The organism is Echinicola rosea, from assembly GCF_005281475.1.
GTDB classification, from domain to species: domain Bacteria; phylum Bacteroidota; class Bacteroidia; order Cytophagales; family Cyclobacteriaceae; genus Echinicola; species Echinicola rosea.
In genome coordinates this window covers 4,476,640-4,494,044 of the sequence record NZ_CP040106.1, presented here as the reverse complement: position 1 = coordinate 4,494,044, position 17,405 = coordinate 4,476,640, and the positions used below count along the sequence as shown (strand labels likewise).

General features: G+C 42.6%; 17 protein-coding genes and 1 pseudogene. 10 read left to right on the top strand and 8 right to left on the bottom strand.

The features are described from left to right. Positions 1-96: 96 nt before the first annotated feature. From FDP09_RS17595 to FDP09_RS17585, 3 genes are all read right to left on the bottom strand, one after another. The gene (locus tag FDP09_RS17595) at positions 97-2,565 is read right to left on the bottom strand and encodes a M56 family metallopeptidase (RefSeq protein WP_137403909.1); all 2,469 of its coding nucleotides are present in this window, start codon (positions 2,563-2,565) and stop codon (positions 97-99) included. Between the two features lie 5 nt (positions 2,566-2,570). Next, positions 2,571-2,933 (bottom strand): BlaI/MecI/CopY family transcriptional regulator, encoded by a 363-nt coding sequence (locus tag FDP09_RS17590; protein ID WP_137403908.1) that lies wholly within the window; start codon positions 2,931-2,933, stop codon positions 2,571-2,573. 214 nt (positions 2,934-3,147) lie between these two features. Further along, positions 3,148-3,897: an acyl-CoA desaturase gene (locus FDP09_RS17585; RefSeq protein ID WP_137403907.1), complete on the bottom strand. Its 750-nt coding sequence runs from the start codon at positions 3,895-3,897 to the stop codon at positions 3,148-3,150. A gap of 191 nt (positions 3,898-4,088) precedes the next feature. On the opposite strand from FDP09_RS17585, the gene FDP09_RS17580 reads away from it, so the two are divergent. From FDP09_RS17580 to FDP09_RS17555, 6 genes and pseudogenes are all read left to right on the top strand, one after another. Next, entirely contained in the window at positions 4,089-4,460 is a 372-nt protein-coding gene (locus FDP09_RS17580; RefSeq protein ID WP_137403906.1) for a phage holin family protein, read from the top strand. A gap of 183 nt (positions 4,461-4,643) precedes the next feature. Continuing rightward, complete coding sequence (locus FDP09_RS17575) at positions 4,644-5,201, top strand: hypothetical protein (protein ID WP_137403905.1); 558 nt, start codon at positions 4,644-4,646, stop codon at positions 5,199-5,201. A gap of 72 nt (positions 5,202-5,273) precedes the next feature. After that, a pseudogene (locus FDP09_RS17570) lies at positions 5,274-6,177 on the top strand (histone deacetylase family protein). A 104-nt stretch (positions 6,178-6,281) separates the two neighbouring features. Next, entirely contained in the window at positions 6,282-6,920 is a 639-nt protein-coding gene (locus FDP09_RS17565) for an OmpH family outer membrane protein (protein ID WP_137403904.1), read from the top strand. Between the two features lie 107 nt (positions 6,921-7,027). Next, a complete protein-coding gene (locus tag FDP09_RS17560) occupies positions 7,028-7,999 on the top strand; it encodes a deoxyhypusine synthase family protein (protein ID WP_137403903.1) in 972 nt (323 codons plus the stop codon). Between the two features lies 1 nt (position 8,000). After that, positions 8,001-9,809 (top strand): OmpA family protein, encoded by a 1,809-nt coding sequence (locus FDP09_RS17555; RefSeq protein ID WP_229683345.1) that lies wholly within the window; start codon positions 8,001-8,003, stop codon positions 9,807-9,809. 178 nt (positions 9,810-9,987) lie between these two features. Here FDP09_RS17555 and FDP09_RS17550 read toward each other — a convergent pair whose 3' ends face one another. The 3 genes from FDP09_RS17550 to FDP09_RS17540 form a co-directional block, all read right to left on the bottom strand. After that, positions 9,988-10,527: an SRPBCC family protein gene (locus FDP09_RS17550; protein ID WP_137403902.1), complete on the bottom strand. Its 540-nt coding sequence runs from the start codon at positions 10,525-10,527 to the stop codon at positions 9,988-9,990. A 93-nt stretch (positions 10,528-10,620) separates the two neighbouring features. Next, entirely contained in the window at positions 10,621-12,996 is a 2,376-nt protein-coding gene (locus tag FDP09_RS17545; protein WP_137403901.1) for a S9 family peptidase, read from the bottom strand. 92 nt (positions 12,997-13,088) lie between these two features. Then, the gene (locus FDP09_RS17540) at positions 13,089-13,421 is read right to left on the bottom strand and encodes an Hpt domain-containing protein (RefSeq protein ID WP_137403900.1); all 333 of its coding nucleotides are present in this window, start codon (positions 13,419-13,421) and stop codon (positions 13,089-13,091) included. Positions 13,422-13,594: 173 nt separating this feature from the next. Here FDP09_RS17540 and FDP09_RS23855 point away from each other — a divergent pair, with 173 nt between their 5' ends. Both FDP09_RS23855 and FDP09_RS17535 read left to right on the top strand, forming a co-directional pair. Next, positions 13,595-13,744: a hypothetical protein gene (locus tag FDP09_RS23855; protein ID WP_187328705.1), complete on the top strand. Its 150-nt coding sequence runs from the start codon at positions 13,595-13,597 to the stop codon at positions 13,742-13,744. Positions 13,745-13,782: 38 nt separating this feature from the next. After that, positions 13,783-14,427 carry a DUF7255 family protein gene (locus FDP09_RS17535; RefSeq protein ID WP_137403899.1) on the top strand — a complete coding sequence of 215 codons (645 nt, stop codon included), beginning with the start codon at positions 13,783-13,785 and terminating at the stop codon, positions 14,425-14,427. A gap of 252 nt (positions 14,428-14,679) precedes the next feature. Here FDP09_RS17535 and FDP09_RS17530 read toward each other — a convergent pair whose 3' ends face one another. Continuing rightward, positions 14,680-15,297, bottom strand: a complete 618-nt coding sequence (locus tag FDP09_RS17530; RefSeq protein WP_137403898.1) for a deoxynucleoside kinase — start codon at positions 15,295-15,297, stop codon at positions 14,680-14,682. Between the two features lie 114 nt (positions 15,298-15,411). Further along, complete coding sequence (locus FDP09_RS17525; protein ID WP_137403897.1) at positions 15,412-16,302, bottom strand: 3-hydroxyacyl-CoA dehydrogenase family protein; 891 nt, start codon at positions 16,300-16,302, stop codon at positions 15,412-15,414. Positions 16,303-16,695: 393 nt separating this feature from the next. On the opposite strand from FDP09_RS17525, the gene FDP09_RS17520 reads away from it, so the two are divergent. Both FDP09_RS17520 and FDP09_RS17515 read left to right on the top strand, forming a co-directional pair. Then, positions 16,696-17,172 (top strand): hypothetical protein, encoded by a 477-nt coding sequence (locus tag FDP09_RS17520; protein WP_137403896.1) that lies wholly within the window; start codon positions 16,696-16,698, stop codon positions 17,170-17,172. Next, the gene (locus FDP09_RS17515; protein ID WP_137403895.1) at positions 17,162-17,368 is read left to right on the top strand and encodes a helix-turn-helix transcriptional regulator; all 207 of its coding nucleotides are present in this window, start codon (positions 17,162-17,164) and stop codon (positions 17,366-17,368) included. The genes FDP09_RS17520 and FDP09_RS17515 overlap by 11 nt, the downstream gene beginning before the upstream one ends. The last annotated feature ends 37 nt before the right edge of the window (positions 17,369-17,405 follow it).

The window sequence follows — 17,405 nt, the reverse complement described above, 5'->3', positions numbered from 1 at the left end:
TTTACGGTTAAGAATTTATTTCATCTATACATGCGAAGGTAATGGCCATAAAAGAGAACAACAAATGCTCTAAGGGTAGATGTAAAAGAAGTCCGCTTAAGGTTTGTTTTTTGTGGTAATGACAACAATATCATTTTTAGCAGCTGAGCCATAAATACCGGCTTCTTCACTTTTGATCACTTCAATGGATTTGATGTCTTTTGGGGACAGCTCAAGCTTAACCTTGGAAGCTTTGTAAACAACACCATCCACTTGATAGATCGGTTCTTCGCCTTTGGCAAAGGTTGGGAGATCTTTATTGGGGGCTTGCAGAAGGTTGTTGTTGGATTTATCGGATTTTTTTGGAGGTTGGACACCCTCCTTTAAAGTGATTTCAATAGCACCATTTTCACCTTTCTTTTCATATTTTTCAATGGCTGATTCTCCTTTCAGGACATTGATGGATTTAATGTCCTCAGGGGAAACTTTACTGATATCTGCCTTTTGATATTCTTCACCGTTAATTATATAAAGCGGGTCTTCTCCGTTGTCTTCGGTCTTATCTGAAGAATTTATGGAAGGTTTTGATGGACGGCTTTTTCTGTCTTTCTCTATGCTCACAGCACTGTAGCCAACGACCACTATGTCATCGAGTTGGTTTGGTTTGGGAGCACCAATAGCCTGAATATCCAGTTGAAACTTAATGGGTACTTTCATCTCTACAGGAACGGTTTTGCCTTGTTGCTGACCTGGAGTCCATTTGGGGGCGTTTGCCACTAGCCTCATGGCTTCTTCATCCGCTCCGCTGCCGATACCCCTAAGGATTTTAGGATTTTGAGGTGTGCCGTCTTCATCTACGATAAAGCTGACATAGACTGTCCCTTCTACACCTTTTTCCTGAGCGGCTTGCGGGTAAGTTAAATTGTTAGAAACATATTCTTTCCAGCCATCCATACCTCCTTTAGGAACAGGCATTTTTTCGACCACATCAAAAACCTCCTTTTTGGGGGTGTAAGAAGGAGTGTCAAAAAACGATGAGGACTTGGCCACTTCTCCCTTAAGTTTAAACCTGATAGGAAGGACCATGAGCGTATTGACGGCGTTTCCATCGATGATGCCTGGATTCCATTCAGGCATACTTTCCAAAGAGAAAATTCTCAAAATCTCATCATCCAAGCCCATGCCCAAAGATCGTTTAAGAGTGGGTTGTAGGACTTTGCCTTCTTTGCTCACCACAAACTCGATGTAAATATTACCGGTCATTCCCAGCCTTCTTGCCTCGGTGGGGTACTTGAGATTTTTGGATAGAAACTTATTCCATTCCTCTATGCCGCCTTTTGCCACGGGCATTTTATCTGCTGTGGTATGCAGTTCCGGGGTGTCGTATCTTTTAACAAAGCTGCTGTGGTGTTTGAAGATGTTTATCATTCCCATCACGTCAGCATATTCCTCATCATCGGAAATGTTCCCGATTTCATATTGTAGGTTTCCCAGTTGGGCAATGACTTTGCCATCCTTTAGGGCTGATACATATTCGTAGTGCTCAGGGTTTGGAATATGCATCACCTTAGTACTCACATTTATCGTATCCTGCGCTTGTTTGATCAGTTCTTTCATGTTGGCCAAGCTCAAGCTGGATCCTGTCTCAAAAAAGCTGGAGGTAGAAATGGTCTTCATGGAGACCAGAGCCAGTAACATGGCTGTCAGGGGTACCACCATCACCAACTTAAACCAATTGGTTTTTTTGTTGTTCTTCATCATCATAATGCGTTTTAAGGTTGTCGATCTAATGAAATAGTTGCCAACAGGAAGATCCAGTCCTTTAAATGCTATTTTGACAATAAGATTCGTATAGGTGTCTTTGTTTGCGGTTTGCTTCACGACATTGGCGTCTGCCGAATATTCGTGGGTGTCAATTAATGCACTTCGCATTAAATGGATACCGGGGTTAAACCAAAATAAAATACTCAATATCTGGTAATACATCATATCCCATGAATGCCCCTGGCGAATATGCTCTATTTCATGCTTGATGATATGTGCCTTTTCTTCAGGTTTTAGTTGCTGGCTATCGTCCCAAAAGAGTCTGTTGAAAAATGAAAATACCGGTGCCAGACCGAATGTAGGTATCAAAAAATAGCTGTTTTTCAAATTGAATACCGTTTGGTACCAACCCTTTTCGGTCAGCAGCCTTAATTGCAGGAACTGCCACAACAGCCTGAAAATAAGTAATATTGCTATCGTCAAATACCCTAAAAACAAATAGTCTTTCCACTCCAAGAGAATGGGGAGCTTGGTGCTTTCTACGGTTACTTCAGGAAGTCCATAACTTGCTGCAATGCCTTCTTTGGCCTCCTGCGCTGTCAAGTATTGTAAAAAGTCCGTGTTTTCCAGGGATATGGTGGGCTTGGAAAATTCCACCGGTATTTCTATCAAGGGGAATAACAAGGCCAGTACGGGTGTGACCAGTAGAAACACCCGCGTAAAGCCAAAAACTTTTTCCCTTCTCAGGAAACACCAATATATCCCGAAAAAAAATAAGAGGCAGAAGGAACTCTGCCAGATATAGTCGATCAGATGTGCCATCTAGTTTATTTTACATCGTCTTTAACCTCATTCATCAATTTTTCTAATTCTTTAATGTCCAGGTTTTCGTCTTTGGCAAAGAAGGAAGCCAGTTTGGAAAATGAACCACCAAAATATCCGGTCAACAGGTTTTTGATTGAAAAGCTTCTGTATTGGTCTTTTGTGACGATGGGGTAATATTCATGGGATTTGCCATAAGCCTTATGCTTGACAAAACCCTTCTTCTCCAAAATCCTAATGATCGTGGATACGGTGTTGTAGGCCGGTTTGGGTGATGACATTTTGGCCAGGATATCCTTGACGAAGCCTTTCTCGATACCCCATAAGATTTGCATTACTTGTTCCTCAGCTCTTGTTAACTCTCTCATTTTGGTTCTTTATGTTTTTCTGTCAACTTAATCATTTAGTTTGAAAATAGCAAATAAGAACCGGTCTTCCTTTTGGCAAGTATAAAAATACAATTAAAAATTTAGTTTAACAACTGTTTTATTAGTTTTAATTAAAAGATTAGTTGTCTGTAAACAAAAAAAGAACTGCTCGAGTAGGGCAGTCCTTTTGGAGATATCTAATAGCAGCATTAGATCAAGTCGTTCTCAATTTAATGATACGGGTAAGGTGCAGGAGCTTTACCACCGGATAGGTCGGGTCAAACTCATACCACTTTACTGCAAAATTAGGACGGTTAGGAAGCTTGTGGTGGTTGTTTTGGAACAATTCACCCAGCATTAACACATCCAACAGCAAGCTGTTTTTAGAATGATCATTATTGTCAAAGTTGGCGTAACCGTACTTGTGCCCGCTCCAATTCACAATGGCACCGTGTACCGGCCCCATCAAAAAATGAATAGGAAGAAGAAAGTACATCCACCAATGTGTTCCCGGTAGTTCAAACACGCTGATGCTTAGTACATATATGGCGACATAAACTAATCCCCAAGCCACGCGGACAAACATACTGTCTGCCATGAGGTCAAATTTATTCCAGTCAGGAACGTCTTTTGAAAACCGTTCTTCAGGCTTGAGTCTAAAGCTGAAATATTCGTTATAGATGTTCTTGGTCTTCCACATCATGGTAAAAAGATTCTCTGTATGGTGTGGACTGTGTGGATCCTTAGGTGTATCACTATAGGCATGGTGCATTCTGTGAAGAATGGCATAAGCCCTTGGAGACAGATAGGAACTGCCTTGACATGCCCAAGTGAAAAGGTAAAAGAACTTTTCCCAGAATTTGTTCATGATGAACATCTGGTGGGCTGCATAGCGGTGCAGAAAGAAACTCTGGCAAAACAGGGAGAAATACCAGTGAAGAAGGAAGAATACTATTAATATCACTTGATTTTATTGTTGATTTTAGATTACAAAGATAATTTCTTAAACCGTAAAATTTGAGTAAGGCCTGATAAATTTTGTTAAAGATGATATCTTTCATGATTTTTAGTGATGATTTTTATTGTATAAGCATTATTAATCTGGTATTATGCACTTGTATTTTATGCTAAACTTAAAATCTAATAGGTAATAATATGAGTGATAAACGCAATAGCTGGGGTAATATCCTCGTCCAGTTAGTTGTGGCTGGTTTGGCTGTCATTATTACGGGATATCTTTTGCCAGGGGTTTATGTAGAAGATTTCTGGATCGCGGTGGTCATTGCTGCGGTCATCAGTTTGTTGAATTATACCATAAAACCTATATTGATCATTTTGACCATTCCGATCACGATTGTGACATTGGGCTTGTTTTTGCTAGTAATTAATGCACTGATTATTTTGTTTGCTGCAGAAATCATCCCTGGGTTTGTCGTGGATGGATTTTGGTGGGCATTATTGTTCAGTTTTATTTTATCAATCATCAATGCCCTCTTTGGCGTTTCGTTGTTTGATAGCGAGAAGTAGTTCAGCACATGGCTGATGATAGAATTTGGGACCTGAAATTTTTCTGCATTCATTTTTTTTTATTGTAATTAGTTGTAATTTAATTACTTAGTAGAGTTTGAGTGTAGATTGATGCAATTCAGGATGTACATTTTTATATCAATTGATTAGAATATTAATTAATACACCCTTTTGACAGTAGATATGTTATATAAGAATGATGGGTTTAAGCCCGAGACAATCAAAGCCTTGAAGGAAGAGTTAAAGGCTTCAGGGAAATCCTACAAGGTGATACCTTCAGATGGGAACAACGATGAGTTCAAAAATTTTTACTTTATAGGGATGTTTGAGGGAAGGGAAGTGATTTATGATGCTGCACTCTATACGTTGAGGCTGCATCACTCTAGTGAAATCTATGAACTGGCAGAGCACAAAGCTGCACAGAAATTCCCGGATTTTAAAGGGATTCACTATGAGGAGGATGAAAACGGAAACCTCAAGCCCCTGGACAATGATGAAGAGGAGATTGGCTGGTTTATCACAGAAATCATCATGGACCTGGAAGAAGAAGAGGCTGTAAAGGTTCAGGAGTTTATAGATATGGACACCAATCATGATTTTGGTATCGGTGTGGACGCTGCTCTGCATGTGGACCAAATCGATGACGCCGTGATTAAAAAATTCATAAAGGAATTTAACGACGATACCATTAAGCTTGACGATACCCTTTATTCTTTTCAGTCTGAGGATATTGAGGAGTAATCATTGTTCTTACTAAAACTTATTGGCCAAACCGTTTGTTGAAACCCATCAAACGGTTTTATTTTGTCGTCTATGTTAAAGATCGCCTGGTCTTCCAGATATGCACATCCATTGCCCGCTGGGCACAGATTTCCGATGGAAAAGTATGAACTTTTACCTCAACAATTACTATACGAAGGTACCATAACACAAGGAAACCTATTTGAGCCGCGAGCCTTGGACCGGAAGTGGATCATCGGCCCTCACAAAGAAGGCTATCTCCAGAAACTAACAGAACTTACCCTTTCCAAATCGGAAATCCGGAAAACAGGGTTTCCGATGAGTGCCGCATTGGTAGAACGTGAGGTTCACATCATGGACGGCTCTGTACAGGCGTGCCTGTTTGCGCTAGAAAATGGCATCGCCATGAATGTCGCTGGGGGCACTCATCATGCGTTTTCGGACAAGGGGGGAAGGCTTCTGCCTGCTCAATGACATTGCGATCTCCGCACATTACCTGATCAAAAACCAGCTGTCAAAGAAGGTGCTTGTGGTCGATCTGGACGTCCACCAGGGCAATGGCACTGCCGAGATCTTCAAAGACGAAGAGGCGGTGTTCACGTTCAGCATGCATGGTGCTGCCAATTACCCTTTGCACAAGGAAAAGTCTGATCTCGATGTGCCCTTGCCCGACAAAGTGGGGGATGAATTCTACATAAAGACACTAAAAGAATATTTGCCACGACTGATCGATCGGGTAATGCCCGATTTTATCATCTACCAATGTGGTGTGGACGTACTGTCCACAGACAAGCTGGGCAGGCTGGGATTGAGCATCCAAGGTTGCCGGGACCGCGATAGAATAGTACTGGAGACGGCCTATCAGCATGGGCTGCCCATCATGTGCTGTATGGGAGGCGGGTATTCCGAAAAGATCGGCCATATCATCGAAGCCCACGCCAATACGTACCGGCTTGCGCAGGATATATTTTTTTAGAACATTTTTTAAATGCATTAACCCTGCTAAATAACCCAACAACCAATTTGTAGAATGAGAACTTTGTTTATATTTGCGGCAAGTTGAAATAATAAACAAGAAAAGTGAAAAACATTAGCAAAGCATTAGGCATTTTGGGAATGGCTGCAATTCTTTTTACGGCCTGTAACCAAGGAAACCAAACTAACTCTACAAGTAACGAAGGATCAAATGGTGGTACGGTCGATTTGAGCGAATTGAAAATTGCTTATATCAATACCGACAGTGTGATTAATAACTACCAGTTTTTTAAGGACAAATCAGATGAGATTTCTGAAAAGGGCAAGCGCTACGAGAGTGAGCTGGCCAATCGTGCCAAGGGGTTTGAGCAGGAAGTGGCCAATTTTCAGCAATCTGCGCAAAACATGACTCCTAACCAATCCAGGGCCAAACAAGAGGACTTGATGAAAAAGGAGCAAAATCTCATGACGTACAGAAATAACTTGATGCAAGAACTCTCTGCTGATGAAACGGAGCTCTACAATAAGGTATATGACAAGATTCAGGTGTTCATGAAAGGCTATGCAGAAGAAAATGGCCTGGAAATGGTGTTGAGTTATACCAGGGGCGGAGGCGTATGGTATGCACACGATGCCATGGATGTGACCAAGGACGTCACCAAGGGACTTAATGAGGCTTATAAGTCCGGCGATACTGCTGTACCGGCAAAAGCTGACAAAGACAGTACTGCAGCAGGTGAATGATTCTCCCTGATGGGAAATTGAAAAATATCAAAAGCCCGGTACGTTCCGGGCTTTTTTTGTATCGGATAATATCAGTAATTTTAATGAGGACGTAAACATTATTCTTGATGAAAATAACAGCATTTCTCAAACACCATTACAGACATTTTAATGCTGCCGCTTTGATTGACGCGGCAGAAGGCTACAAGGCCCACTTGGACAACAACGGAAAAATGATGGTCACCCTTGCGGGTGCCATGTCCACAGCAGAATTGGGCATTTCACTGGCAGAAATGATCCGGGAGGACAAGGTGCATATCATCACCTGTACCGGAGCCAACCTCGAAGAAGATGTTTTTAACCTAGTGGCGCACGATTATTATGAAAGAGTACCACATTATCGGCATCTTTCACCAGAAGAGGAACAGGATTTGCTAGACAGGCATATGAACAGGGTCACGGATACCTGTATTCCAGAGATGGAAGCGATGAGAAGAATAGAAGATGTCATCTTGGAGGAATGGGTAAAAGCCGATCGTGCCGGCGAAAGCTACTTTCCCCATGAGTTTTTCTACAAAATCCTGCTTTCTGGAAAACTGGAGGAACATTATCAGATTGACCCTAAAAACAGTTGGCTGCTCGAAGCAGCCAAAAAGAACCTTCCGATCATCGTACCAGGATGGGAAGATTCTACATTGGGCAATATGTTTGCAGGACATGTGATCACCGGAGATGTGAAAAATGTCCATACCGTAAAAACCGGTATTCAGTACATGATGTATTTGGCAGAATGGTACACGGAAAATGCCAAGGAGGAGAGTACCGTTGGTTTTTTCCAAGTAGGAGGAGGCATCGCAGGGGATTTTCCCATTTGCGTGGTGCCGATGCTTCATCAGGATCTGCAACGCGAAAATGTGCCGCTTTGGGGCTATTTTTGCCAGATTTCTGACTCGACGACCTCATATGGCTCTTATTCGGGAGCGGTCCCCAATGAAAAGATCACTTGGGGAAAACTGGGGATCGACACGCCAAAATACATCATCGAATCTGATGCGACCATTGTGGCGCCATTAGTATTTGCGATTGTATTAGATCAATAAAATGAAGGTAACAGAAAAACTAAAATCAACAATTCTAAAAGCAAGCACGGTTCCGGTGCTTGCTTTTTGTGCATTTACACCGTCTTTTGGCCAAGGGATCTATGCCCTCAAGCAGGTCAATACCCCATACGATGAGCAGCAGCCCGTGCTTTCCTCAAGGGAAGAGCTGTTTCTCAGCGTGGCTTTCCACCCTGACAATACTGGTGGCAGCAGGGATTATGGGGATGTCTGGTACAGCAAAAAAGATGATTTTAACCAATGGCAAGAAGCCAAGCCTGTGGCCAGCTTGAGTACGACAGGCTACGACTTGTTTATTGGGTTTCCAGATGATAACACGGCATTGGTGTACCATGATGGAAAGAAGAAACCCCATGGTATCCACCTGTACCGCCGAACAGGTGAAACGGATTGGAAATATGAATACCAGTTGGATTTTGGAAGTTTTAAAAACAATGGAAAGACTTTTAGCGCTCGCTTGCATCCGTCCGGCGAAATCCTCATCATGTCCATGAATACCTATGGGACTTTTGGTAATGAGGATATCTATGTAAGTTTCAAACAGTCTGAAGGGAAATGGTCAGTACCAAAGAACATTGGTGCTGATGTAAACAGCTATGAGCAGGAGATGACGCCTTTTTTGTCCGACGACAAGCAAGTGCTCTATTTTTCTTCCAACGGTCATGGGACCGGAGAGGGCAGGGACATTTATTATTCCCAGCGGATTGATGATTCTTGGGAAAGGTGGACTGCCCCCAAAATGCTTAAAGACGATATCAATTCCAGAGGGGTAGAGCTCTCGTATTTTATCGACCCTAACAGCCCCTATACGGCTTTTGTCACGACTACCCAAAACAGTGAAGGCTATGGAGATATCCTGATGAGAAGAAAAGAGGAAATTGTGCTGGAGGAAATTGCACCTGCTGCAAACGAGCGTTTTTTGGCCGCTAGTTTCCCCGTCAGCGAGAATAGTCCGGCTTCAGAAGCCAACACAGCTGAGGTAAATTTGGGAACATCCATTGCCTCTTCGGCACCTAAAGAGGCTGCTATTGCTGAGGAGGAAAGTAATGCTACATCCATGCCTGCTAAGGAGCAGGCACAAGTGGCTGAAGAAGTGCCAGCGGAGCCTGTGGAGCCACAAAAAGTAAAAGAAGGTTTGGCGGAGAAATCGGTAATATCACCGGTGGACGAGAAGGAAGCGATAGCAGAAACACCCCTCCTCAATTCCAAGATCAAGGTTAGTGCATTGGATAAAAATACCAATGCTGAGATTCCTTTTAAGGTGACGTTCAAGAACGCAAATGGAGATAAAGTAGGTGTCGAGGAAGGGCTAAAAGGAGCCCACGAGCTCCCCCTCCGGGAAAGGGCCATAAAAGTGACCATATCGTCCGAAAACTACCTTCCTGAGACGATCTTGGTGAATGATTTACGAGAAAAAGAGTTGGTGATGCTCACGCCAGCAGATAAAGGGACAAGTTTGGTTTTGCAAGAGGTTTTGTTTATGAAAGGAACAGCCGATCTGGCTGACCAAAACTCCTTGACCTATATTGATCAACTGGTGGATTTTATGAAGGAGAACCCCTCCAAGAAGATCAGACTGGAAGGTCATACCGATAATGTAGGCAATGCAGCCCTAAACAAGCAACTTTCTATGGAGCGGGCCAGTGCGATCAGGGATTATATGGTGGACCATGGGATCCAATTTGAGCGCATCATGCTTCGTGGAATGGGGGGGAGTGAGCCTATTGCAGATAATGGCTCCACCGAAGGAAGGGAAAAAAACAGGCGAGTGGAAATGGTTATATTAGATTGAGGGGGAATTGCAAATCAGGGACCTTGTCGGCATTAAATCAGGGACAGGGTTTTCATCAATCAGTAGCAGTTACGGGAGAGGCCTGCCTTTTGTCCTTTAGACAGGTAAGCCCCCGTAAATGCGAAAAGACCACTTCACGCCACTCATACTGACATTGTAGGATTTGTGAGACAGCCACTCATCCTTCCATTTGGTCTTTGAGCGTGTCCAGTCCTTGCTGCAGTTGATCTCCAAGTATTTCTTCTATTCCAATGATTTTTTGGAGCAGGTTCATTGGGTATTTACTTTCTCCATGAAAGCCCCAAATCACCTTGGTCTGATGGGCAGAAGCCTTTTGGGTGATCATGTATGCCTGTGCGGTTGATTCATAGGGCCTTATAAAGCGCAGCTCGGAATCGATCCGTTTATTGGCTTCTATGGCTGTGATTTCTTGTTCGCCCTTGCCTACCTCTTCGTTTTGGCTGTCCCATTTGGTAACGGCTCCCACCGTGCCATCCACCCCTTCGTACGACTTTTTCATTTTGGGATCTATCGTCATCCACACCGAAAACTCATTTTGGTTTTTCAGCATCTTCACATAATCAAAAACTTCCTCAACGGGACGATTGATAACCACGCTTTTTTCCACATTCATTTCGCGAGGGACAAACGCAGCGATGATGAGCACTAAAACAGCCAGCCCTAGGATGGCAAGAAGAGCGGTCTTTAGAATTTTCATGATATTATGGTTGGGTTATAATATGACGAATATTAGATCGTGAATATTCTAAAGTTAAAATAAATTTTTGTTTTTTTTAAGTAATATGATTTGTTAGTCAGTGGATTCGTCCAACAGTGTGCTGTTAAAGAGCTTGAGAATGCGCTTGTACTCATCTGTCCAGCTGCTTGGCTCCACAAAACCATGGTCTTCCACCGGATATACGGCCATCTCCCAGTTGTCCTTTCCCAATTCGATCAACCGTTGTGAAAGCCTTACCACATCTTGAAAGTGCACATTTACATCTACCATTCCATGTGCGATCAGGAGGTGTCCTTGAAGGCCTTCGGCAAAGTAAATGGGCGAACTTCTCCGGTAAGCAATAGGGTCATTGAAAGGCTCGTTAAGGATATTGGAAGTGTAGCCGTGGTTATAGTGGGCCCAGTCCGTAACGGAGCGCAAGGCAGCTCCTGCTGCAAAGGTCTCGGACTCGTTAAACAAAGCCATCAGCGTGATGAACCCTCCATAGCTGCCGCCGTAAATACCGATTTTTTCGGAATCGATTCCTAATTCATCGATCAGGTATTTGGCGCCATCCACTTGGTCGGAGAGGTCCTTGCCGCCCATGTGTCGGTAGATGCCCGTTCGCCAGTCCCGGCCGTATCCGGCGCTTCCCCTGTAGTCGATATCCAAAACGGTATAGCCTAAATCGGCCAGTAAATTGTGAAATGTATATTCCCTGAAATAGCTTGACCACCATTTATGGGCGTTTTGGAGGTATCCTGCTCCGTGGACAAATATCACTGCGGCACCATTGGCGGTAGAGGGAGTAGGGGTGTACAGCCTGGCTGGTACTTGAGCACCGTCTTGGGCCTCAAAATGAACCAATTCGGGATCCCGCCATTCATAGGATTTGAAGGCTTCACTTTGACCATTTGTGAGCTGGACGGCTTTGGCTTTGCCATCGTTTGGTTTAAGGTACAGTTCCCAGGGCTGGTTACTGTAGCTGTGCAAGATGGCCAAGTGCTTTTCATCCGGAGAGAGACTTGTCCTGTTGTTTCCTTCCTTGGAGGTAAGTTTTTCCATTTTTCCACCCAACACGGGCATGCGGTAGAAATGCCGTTCTCCCGGATGGACTTCAGAAGTGGTCAAATACCAATATTTACCATCCCGTGAGAGTGATGGGGAAAACACTTCAAACTCTCCTTTTGTAAGGGCCTTTTTCTTATTGGTTTTTACATTGTACAGGTACAAGTGAGAATATCCGGTGGCTTCTGATTGGAAGTAGATGTGTTCCCCATCAGGAAGCCATCCCAAGGTGCCTCCGCCAAAACTATAACCAATGCCGGGACCAGCTATCCAAGCTTCATCACGCTGCCTGTCCAGTGTTTGTAAGGAGCCGTCTTCCAAGTTAAGCAGGGCAATCCACCGGTCCTTATTGTCTGTGGAGCGAATGTTGATTATCGCTTGACTGTTTTGTGCAAAATAAGCTCCTGAGGTGATGACTGTACGGTTTTCCGCTTTCCATTCCCGTTCAGGATAATCTGTGACATAGTCAGGAAGATCCTTAATGCCCGGTAAGCGGTCCGTTTGGATGTAGTAAACGGTATCCTTTTCCAGGTTATAAATAGCCGTTTCCACCTTTGAGGCCTCTGCGCCTACTTTTGGGCGGGCATCCAAGTCCGTGGTATAGCCTGTGACATCGGTGTAATCGGGGACAAAGGTGTTTTTCCGCTCTTCGGCAGGGGTGATTAGACTAAAGGTGACGAATTTCGCGTCAGGAGAAATCTGCAGGTTGGCCAATCGCTTTTTGCCGGTATAAAAGGTGAATTTTTCCTTTTCTTTCGTCGCCTCACGATAGGCTTTTTGTTTTTCTTTTTTGTTCTCGCGTTCATGGATGACCTGGAGCAAGTCAAGATTTTCGGATTTCAGCCACTTGTCTTTTACGGATGATTTTGCCTCTTTTTTTTCTGGCTTTTCCCCGTCACTGATGTGGGTAAGTTTTCTGACTTCACCTGAAGTCAGGTGATAGGTGAAGAGGTTGTTAGAAAGCTGAAAGGCAATGACCGCTTCGTTCGCTAGGAATTCTGGGTGGGAAATTCTGTCTTCCAGCTCCAGGAGTTGTTTTTCCTGATGTTCGTTGTAATCATACAAAAATAAAATGCCATTTCTTGTATAGACTTTACGGTCGAGGGCTTCATTAAAGTCACCGGAAGAGGGGATAAGGCCTTTTGCTTCTTTGAGGGGAACCTTGATGATCTTTTCGGTATCGGATACCTGTATTTTGTAGAGCGAATCGGCAGGGTTATTTTCTGGATTATAGTTGAAGTAAATGGTTTTGCTATCCGCACTCCATTGGACATTTGAAGGGAATGTACCCATCCAAGAGGGATCTCGCATGATTTCTTCTACAGAAAGGGCACTTTTTTGGGCGGGGGCACTTATGAACGTACCAAAAACTACTAATAACAGCAAGCAAACTTTTTTCATATTTGGGATTTTTTCCCAATATGATCAAGAAGTCCTTTCCTTGCAAGGCAAAAAGGTTAAATGGTTACGAAAGCTTATGAATAAAAACTGGGTTAAATTTCCTTCAAGAAATCAGAAATTTCATTTTTGAGAATTTCAATGTCTGCTTTCAGTGCATTAATGTTCCTTGGATAGGCATTAGGGACATCCTTTTCGATTTCCTGTAGCATTTTTTTTGTAGAAGAAGCCCCGACATAGCCCATCATTGATTTTCCTTTGTGCACTTTTATCCGCACTTCTTCATACTTTCCCTGCTGATAGAGGCTGTCAAGGTCCTCCAGATCAGTGAGGCTGTTATTCAGCATCATTTCCAACATAGGGCGAATAAGTTCAGGATCATCTCCTAAAAACTGAAAAATAACATCCTTATTGATAAGTTCGTACATTTAGTTGTCAAAGAAAATGGTTAAGAAGTAATAGTCTGTTAATTTGCCAATTATAAAATAAACCAATGTTTGGTAGTTTTAACGGTTAGGGGCTTAAAGTGTTTTTATATACGTTAAGTTTAAACTATTTTTGGCGAAATTTATATTGGAAAAATAGGCCAAAAGATTTCAATATGAAAACAAAGAAAAAAATATTTCTACTGCTAAGTATCATTTTTCTGATCATTATGATCTTGATCGGGCTTGATATTTCTTCCAAAACGACTTTTCCAGGATCTAAGGGTAACCTAAAAGAGAGGATTATCAATTCTGATACTGAATAGTGTCAATCATCTAAATTATTACCGAAAAAAAATTATAAGTGCACCAATTAAAAGTTCAAAACCTCATCAAAGTACTGCTGGAGAATAATGTCGAATTGGAAGAAGATTTCCGGTTGGATATCAATAAAAAGTTATTGGACGATAAAGCTACCAGTTTGCAGGCGGAACTTTACGCATGTTTGGGAGGTTTGGGGAAGCCCATTTTGCTGGAGCGGTTACGGGCTGATTTTAGAATTGACCGTTTTCTGTTTATCTATGATGATGCAGTGCATTTTAACCGCTATCGTTTGGCCACACTGAAGGCCTCATTGTATGAGGTGTTTACATTTTCATGGGTGGACAGTTATAAGCGGCTGTGCAGGACATTTGAGCGGGAGTGCCATAAGGCCGGCCTGCATGATCGAATATGGAATGGCCCGCCCATTGCAGCCAAGTGCTTTGGGGAATCCATGGAGCCAGGAGATCTTACGGGAAATGGCGCCGCAGGCTGGAAGCTAAACGCCTATAATGATGCCCAATATGATTTGCTCACGAGGCTGCACGGCTATAAAATTATCCGAATCCCCATGTACGAAAACATCATGACCGGTGGTAGCCTAAAAAAAATCGACCAACTCCTCATGAATCCAAAAGAGGAAAATTACAATGCTATCCTCAATTGGCTACAGCGAAAGGCTGTTTGAGAATTGGATCGCTCAAAAAGCTGTAAAACTTCCTAACCTCAGTTCGATTATAAAATCGTCACTGCGAGGCTTAGAGGGAGATATGAGGGGTGGAAGCCGTGGCAGCTCGCCGCGGCGAGTTGCCACATCCTTTTCCAACCCACATCCTCCTTAAAAGGGTTCGCTATGACGCTTTTTATACTAAAATTAAGTCGAGCTCAGGTTACTATGTCCATAAGATAGCAACGGCATGTTTTTCCGCTATAAAAAGCATCAAGAAAACAGCCCATTGATTTCCCTGTCGATCTGATTGACGATGAAGCTAAAATCCTCCATTTTGGAAACAAAATCCAGTTCATTCACATCAATGATGAGCAGCTTGCCTTTGTCATAGTGACCGATCCAGTCTTCATAGTGCATATTGAGGTTTCTGAGATAATGGATGCTGATGGTGGTTTCGTAATCACGCCCTCTTTTTTCTATCTGGCTTACCAGTTTAGGAATATCTGCTCGAAGGTAGATCAATAAGTCAGGGGGCGAGGCATACGCCATCATTGAATGGAAAAGCTTCAGGTAATTTTGGTAATCACGGTCTTCGAAGCATCCCGACTGGTGAAGGTTTGCCGCAAAAATGTACGCGTCTTCATAGATTGTTCTGTCTTGGACCGTCGAAACCGATGATTGGGAAATTTCCTTAATTTGATTGAAGCGGCTGTTCAGGAAATATACCTGTAGATGAAAGGACCACTTTTTCATGTCCGCATAAAAATCCTCCAAATAAGGATTGGCCTCTACATCTTCTAACTCGACCTTCCAGCCGTAATGATGGCCAAGTTTTTTTGCCAGTGTCGTTTTGCCACTTCCGATATTACCAGCGATAGCGATGTGCATGGTTAGTGATTAAGTTACGTGAATATTGGTCAGTGAGTGGAGTGTCACCGGATGGCCAAATGGTGAGTGTGCTTCCCCAGAAAATACATTCATTTTCCTTAACATTAATACTGCTTAATTCTTAAACCGTTCTGAAACGATAAGATCTTTACTTCCTGAAAGGTGCTTATAAAAACCTTCCCCGGATTTGACGCCCTTGTTTCCTGCTTCGACCATGTTGACCAGTAAGGGGCAAGGTGCGTATTTCGGGTTGCCCAGGCCTTCGTAGAGTACATTTAGGATAGAAAGGCATACATCCAGTCCAATAAAGTCTGCCAATTGCAGTGGTCCCATAGGATGTGCCATGCCCAGTTTCATGACGGTATCGATTTCCTGTACACCAGCCACACCTTCATACAGGGAGTAAATCGCCTCATTGATCATGGGCATCAGGATACGATTGGCGACGAAACCCGGGTAGTCATTTACGGCTACCGGTTCCTTCTCCAGTCCCTTTGCTATGGACATGATCTGATGGGTAGTTTCTTTAGACGTTTTATATCCTTTGATGACTTCTACTAGCGGCATGATAGGAACTGGATTCATGAAGTGCATCCCGATAACTTGCTGCGGCCGGTTAGTAGCAGCGGCTATTTTGGTGATGGAAATGGAGGAAGTGTTCGTGGCCAAAATGGTGTTTTTTGGGCAGTGCTGATCCAGCTGGCGAAAAATATCCAGCTTTAGTTTGGTGTCTTCGGTGGCGGCTTCTACCACGATGTCTGCGTTTTTCACGCCGTCAGCCAATTCGGTATGGGTGGTGATATTGGCCAATGCGGACTCTTTTTCTTCTGTCTGGATGACCCCTTTGGAGAGCTGCCGGTCCAAATTCTTGGAAATCGTCGCCAAGGCTTTTTCCAAGGCTTTATCATTGGTATCTATAAGCGATACCTGATGGTCATGTTGGGCAAATACATGGGCGATACCATTCCCCATGGTGCCAGATCCTATTACGGCTATTTTTGACATGAAAGTACATTATGCCCAAGGGATGAAAGCGCTTGGGGCGGTTTATAGCTTGGTTTGTTATTCTTTAATTAAAACTAAATGTTATCACTGGGTTTAGCAAGTGTTGGGCAAAAAGTATAACAGCTCCATCACAATGCACTTTTACCCTTATCCAGCCTCTCCACCGCAGGAGGGAGGAACATGTTCAGGTCTTGGATTAACGTTGGCGGATTAATTCATCGGGTTTAAGGTTACATTTGACATTCTAATTAGGTCTAAGCTTTCAAGTCAGTCACTTGCCTTGTAATAAGCTGTGTTTCTAAATTTAAGTAGTGTTTATATTACTTAATGTAAAGTTTATTTGACAAAATGAATTATATGCTTTACATTTAAATCGAATTAAATCTGAGCATTATGAAATTAAATTATCTGTTTCCTAACAAGTACAAGAAAATTGGATGGTTAATCCTTATTCCCTCCGCAATTATTGGTATGATAACTCTTGTTTTAGATCTTGAACCTAATTATTTGGATTTTAATGTCCCTGCTATTTTTATTAATGATGCTTTCGGGGATAAGGGTGTTGTTGGAAATGTAAAGAACAATGTGTTAAATGAGATTTTAGGTGTTCTAATATTATTGAGTTCGTTATTAGTTGCCTTTTCTAAAGAAAAGTTGGAAGATGAATATATTTCAAAAATTAGGTTGGAATCGTTGGTTTGGGCTGTTTATTTCAATTACGCAATTCTTTTAATATTATTTTTATTCGTTTTTGAGCTGTCCTTTTTATGGGTTATGATATTTAACATGTTTACAATTTTGCTGTTTTTCATTATTCGGTTTAACTGGCAAATTTCCAAACTAAAAAGATCCATTAGCTATGAAGAATAGTATTAAAGTTGAGCGAGCAAAAAAAAATATTACCCAAGCTGAATTGGCAAAATTGGCAAAAGTTAGCAGACAAACCATTAATGCGATGGAATTAGGTAAATATGTCCCGTCAACAGTTTTAGCATTGAGGTTAGCTCAAATTTTTGAGGTTGAAATAAGCGAAATTTTTAAATTGGAAGATTCAGATTGGGCTTAGGTCACTTAACTACGGCCTACTTATATTTCCTCACTTT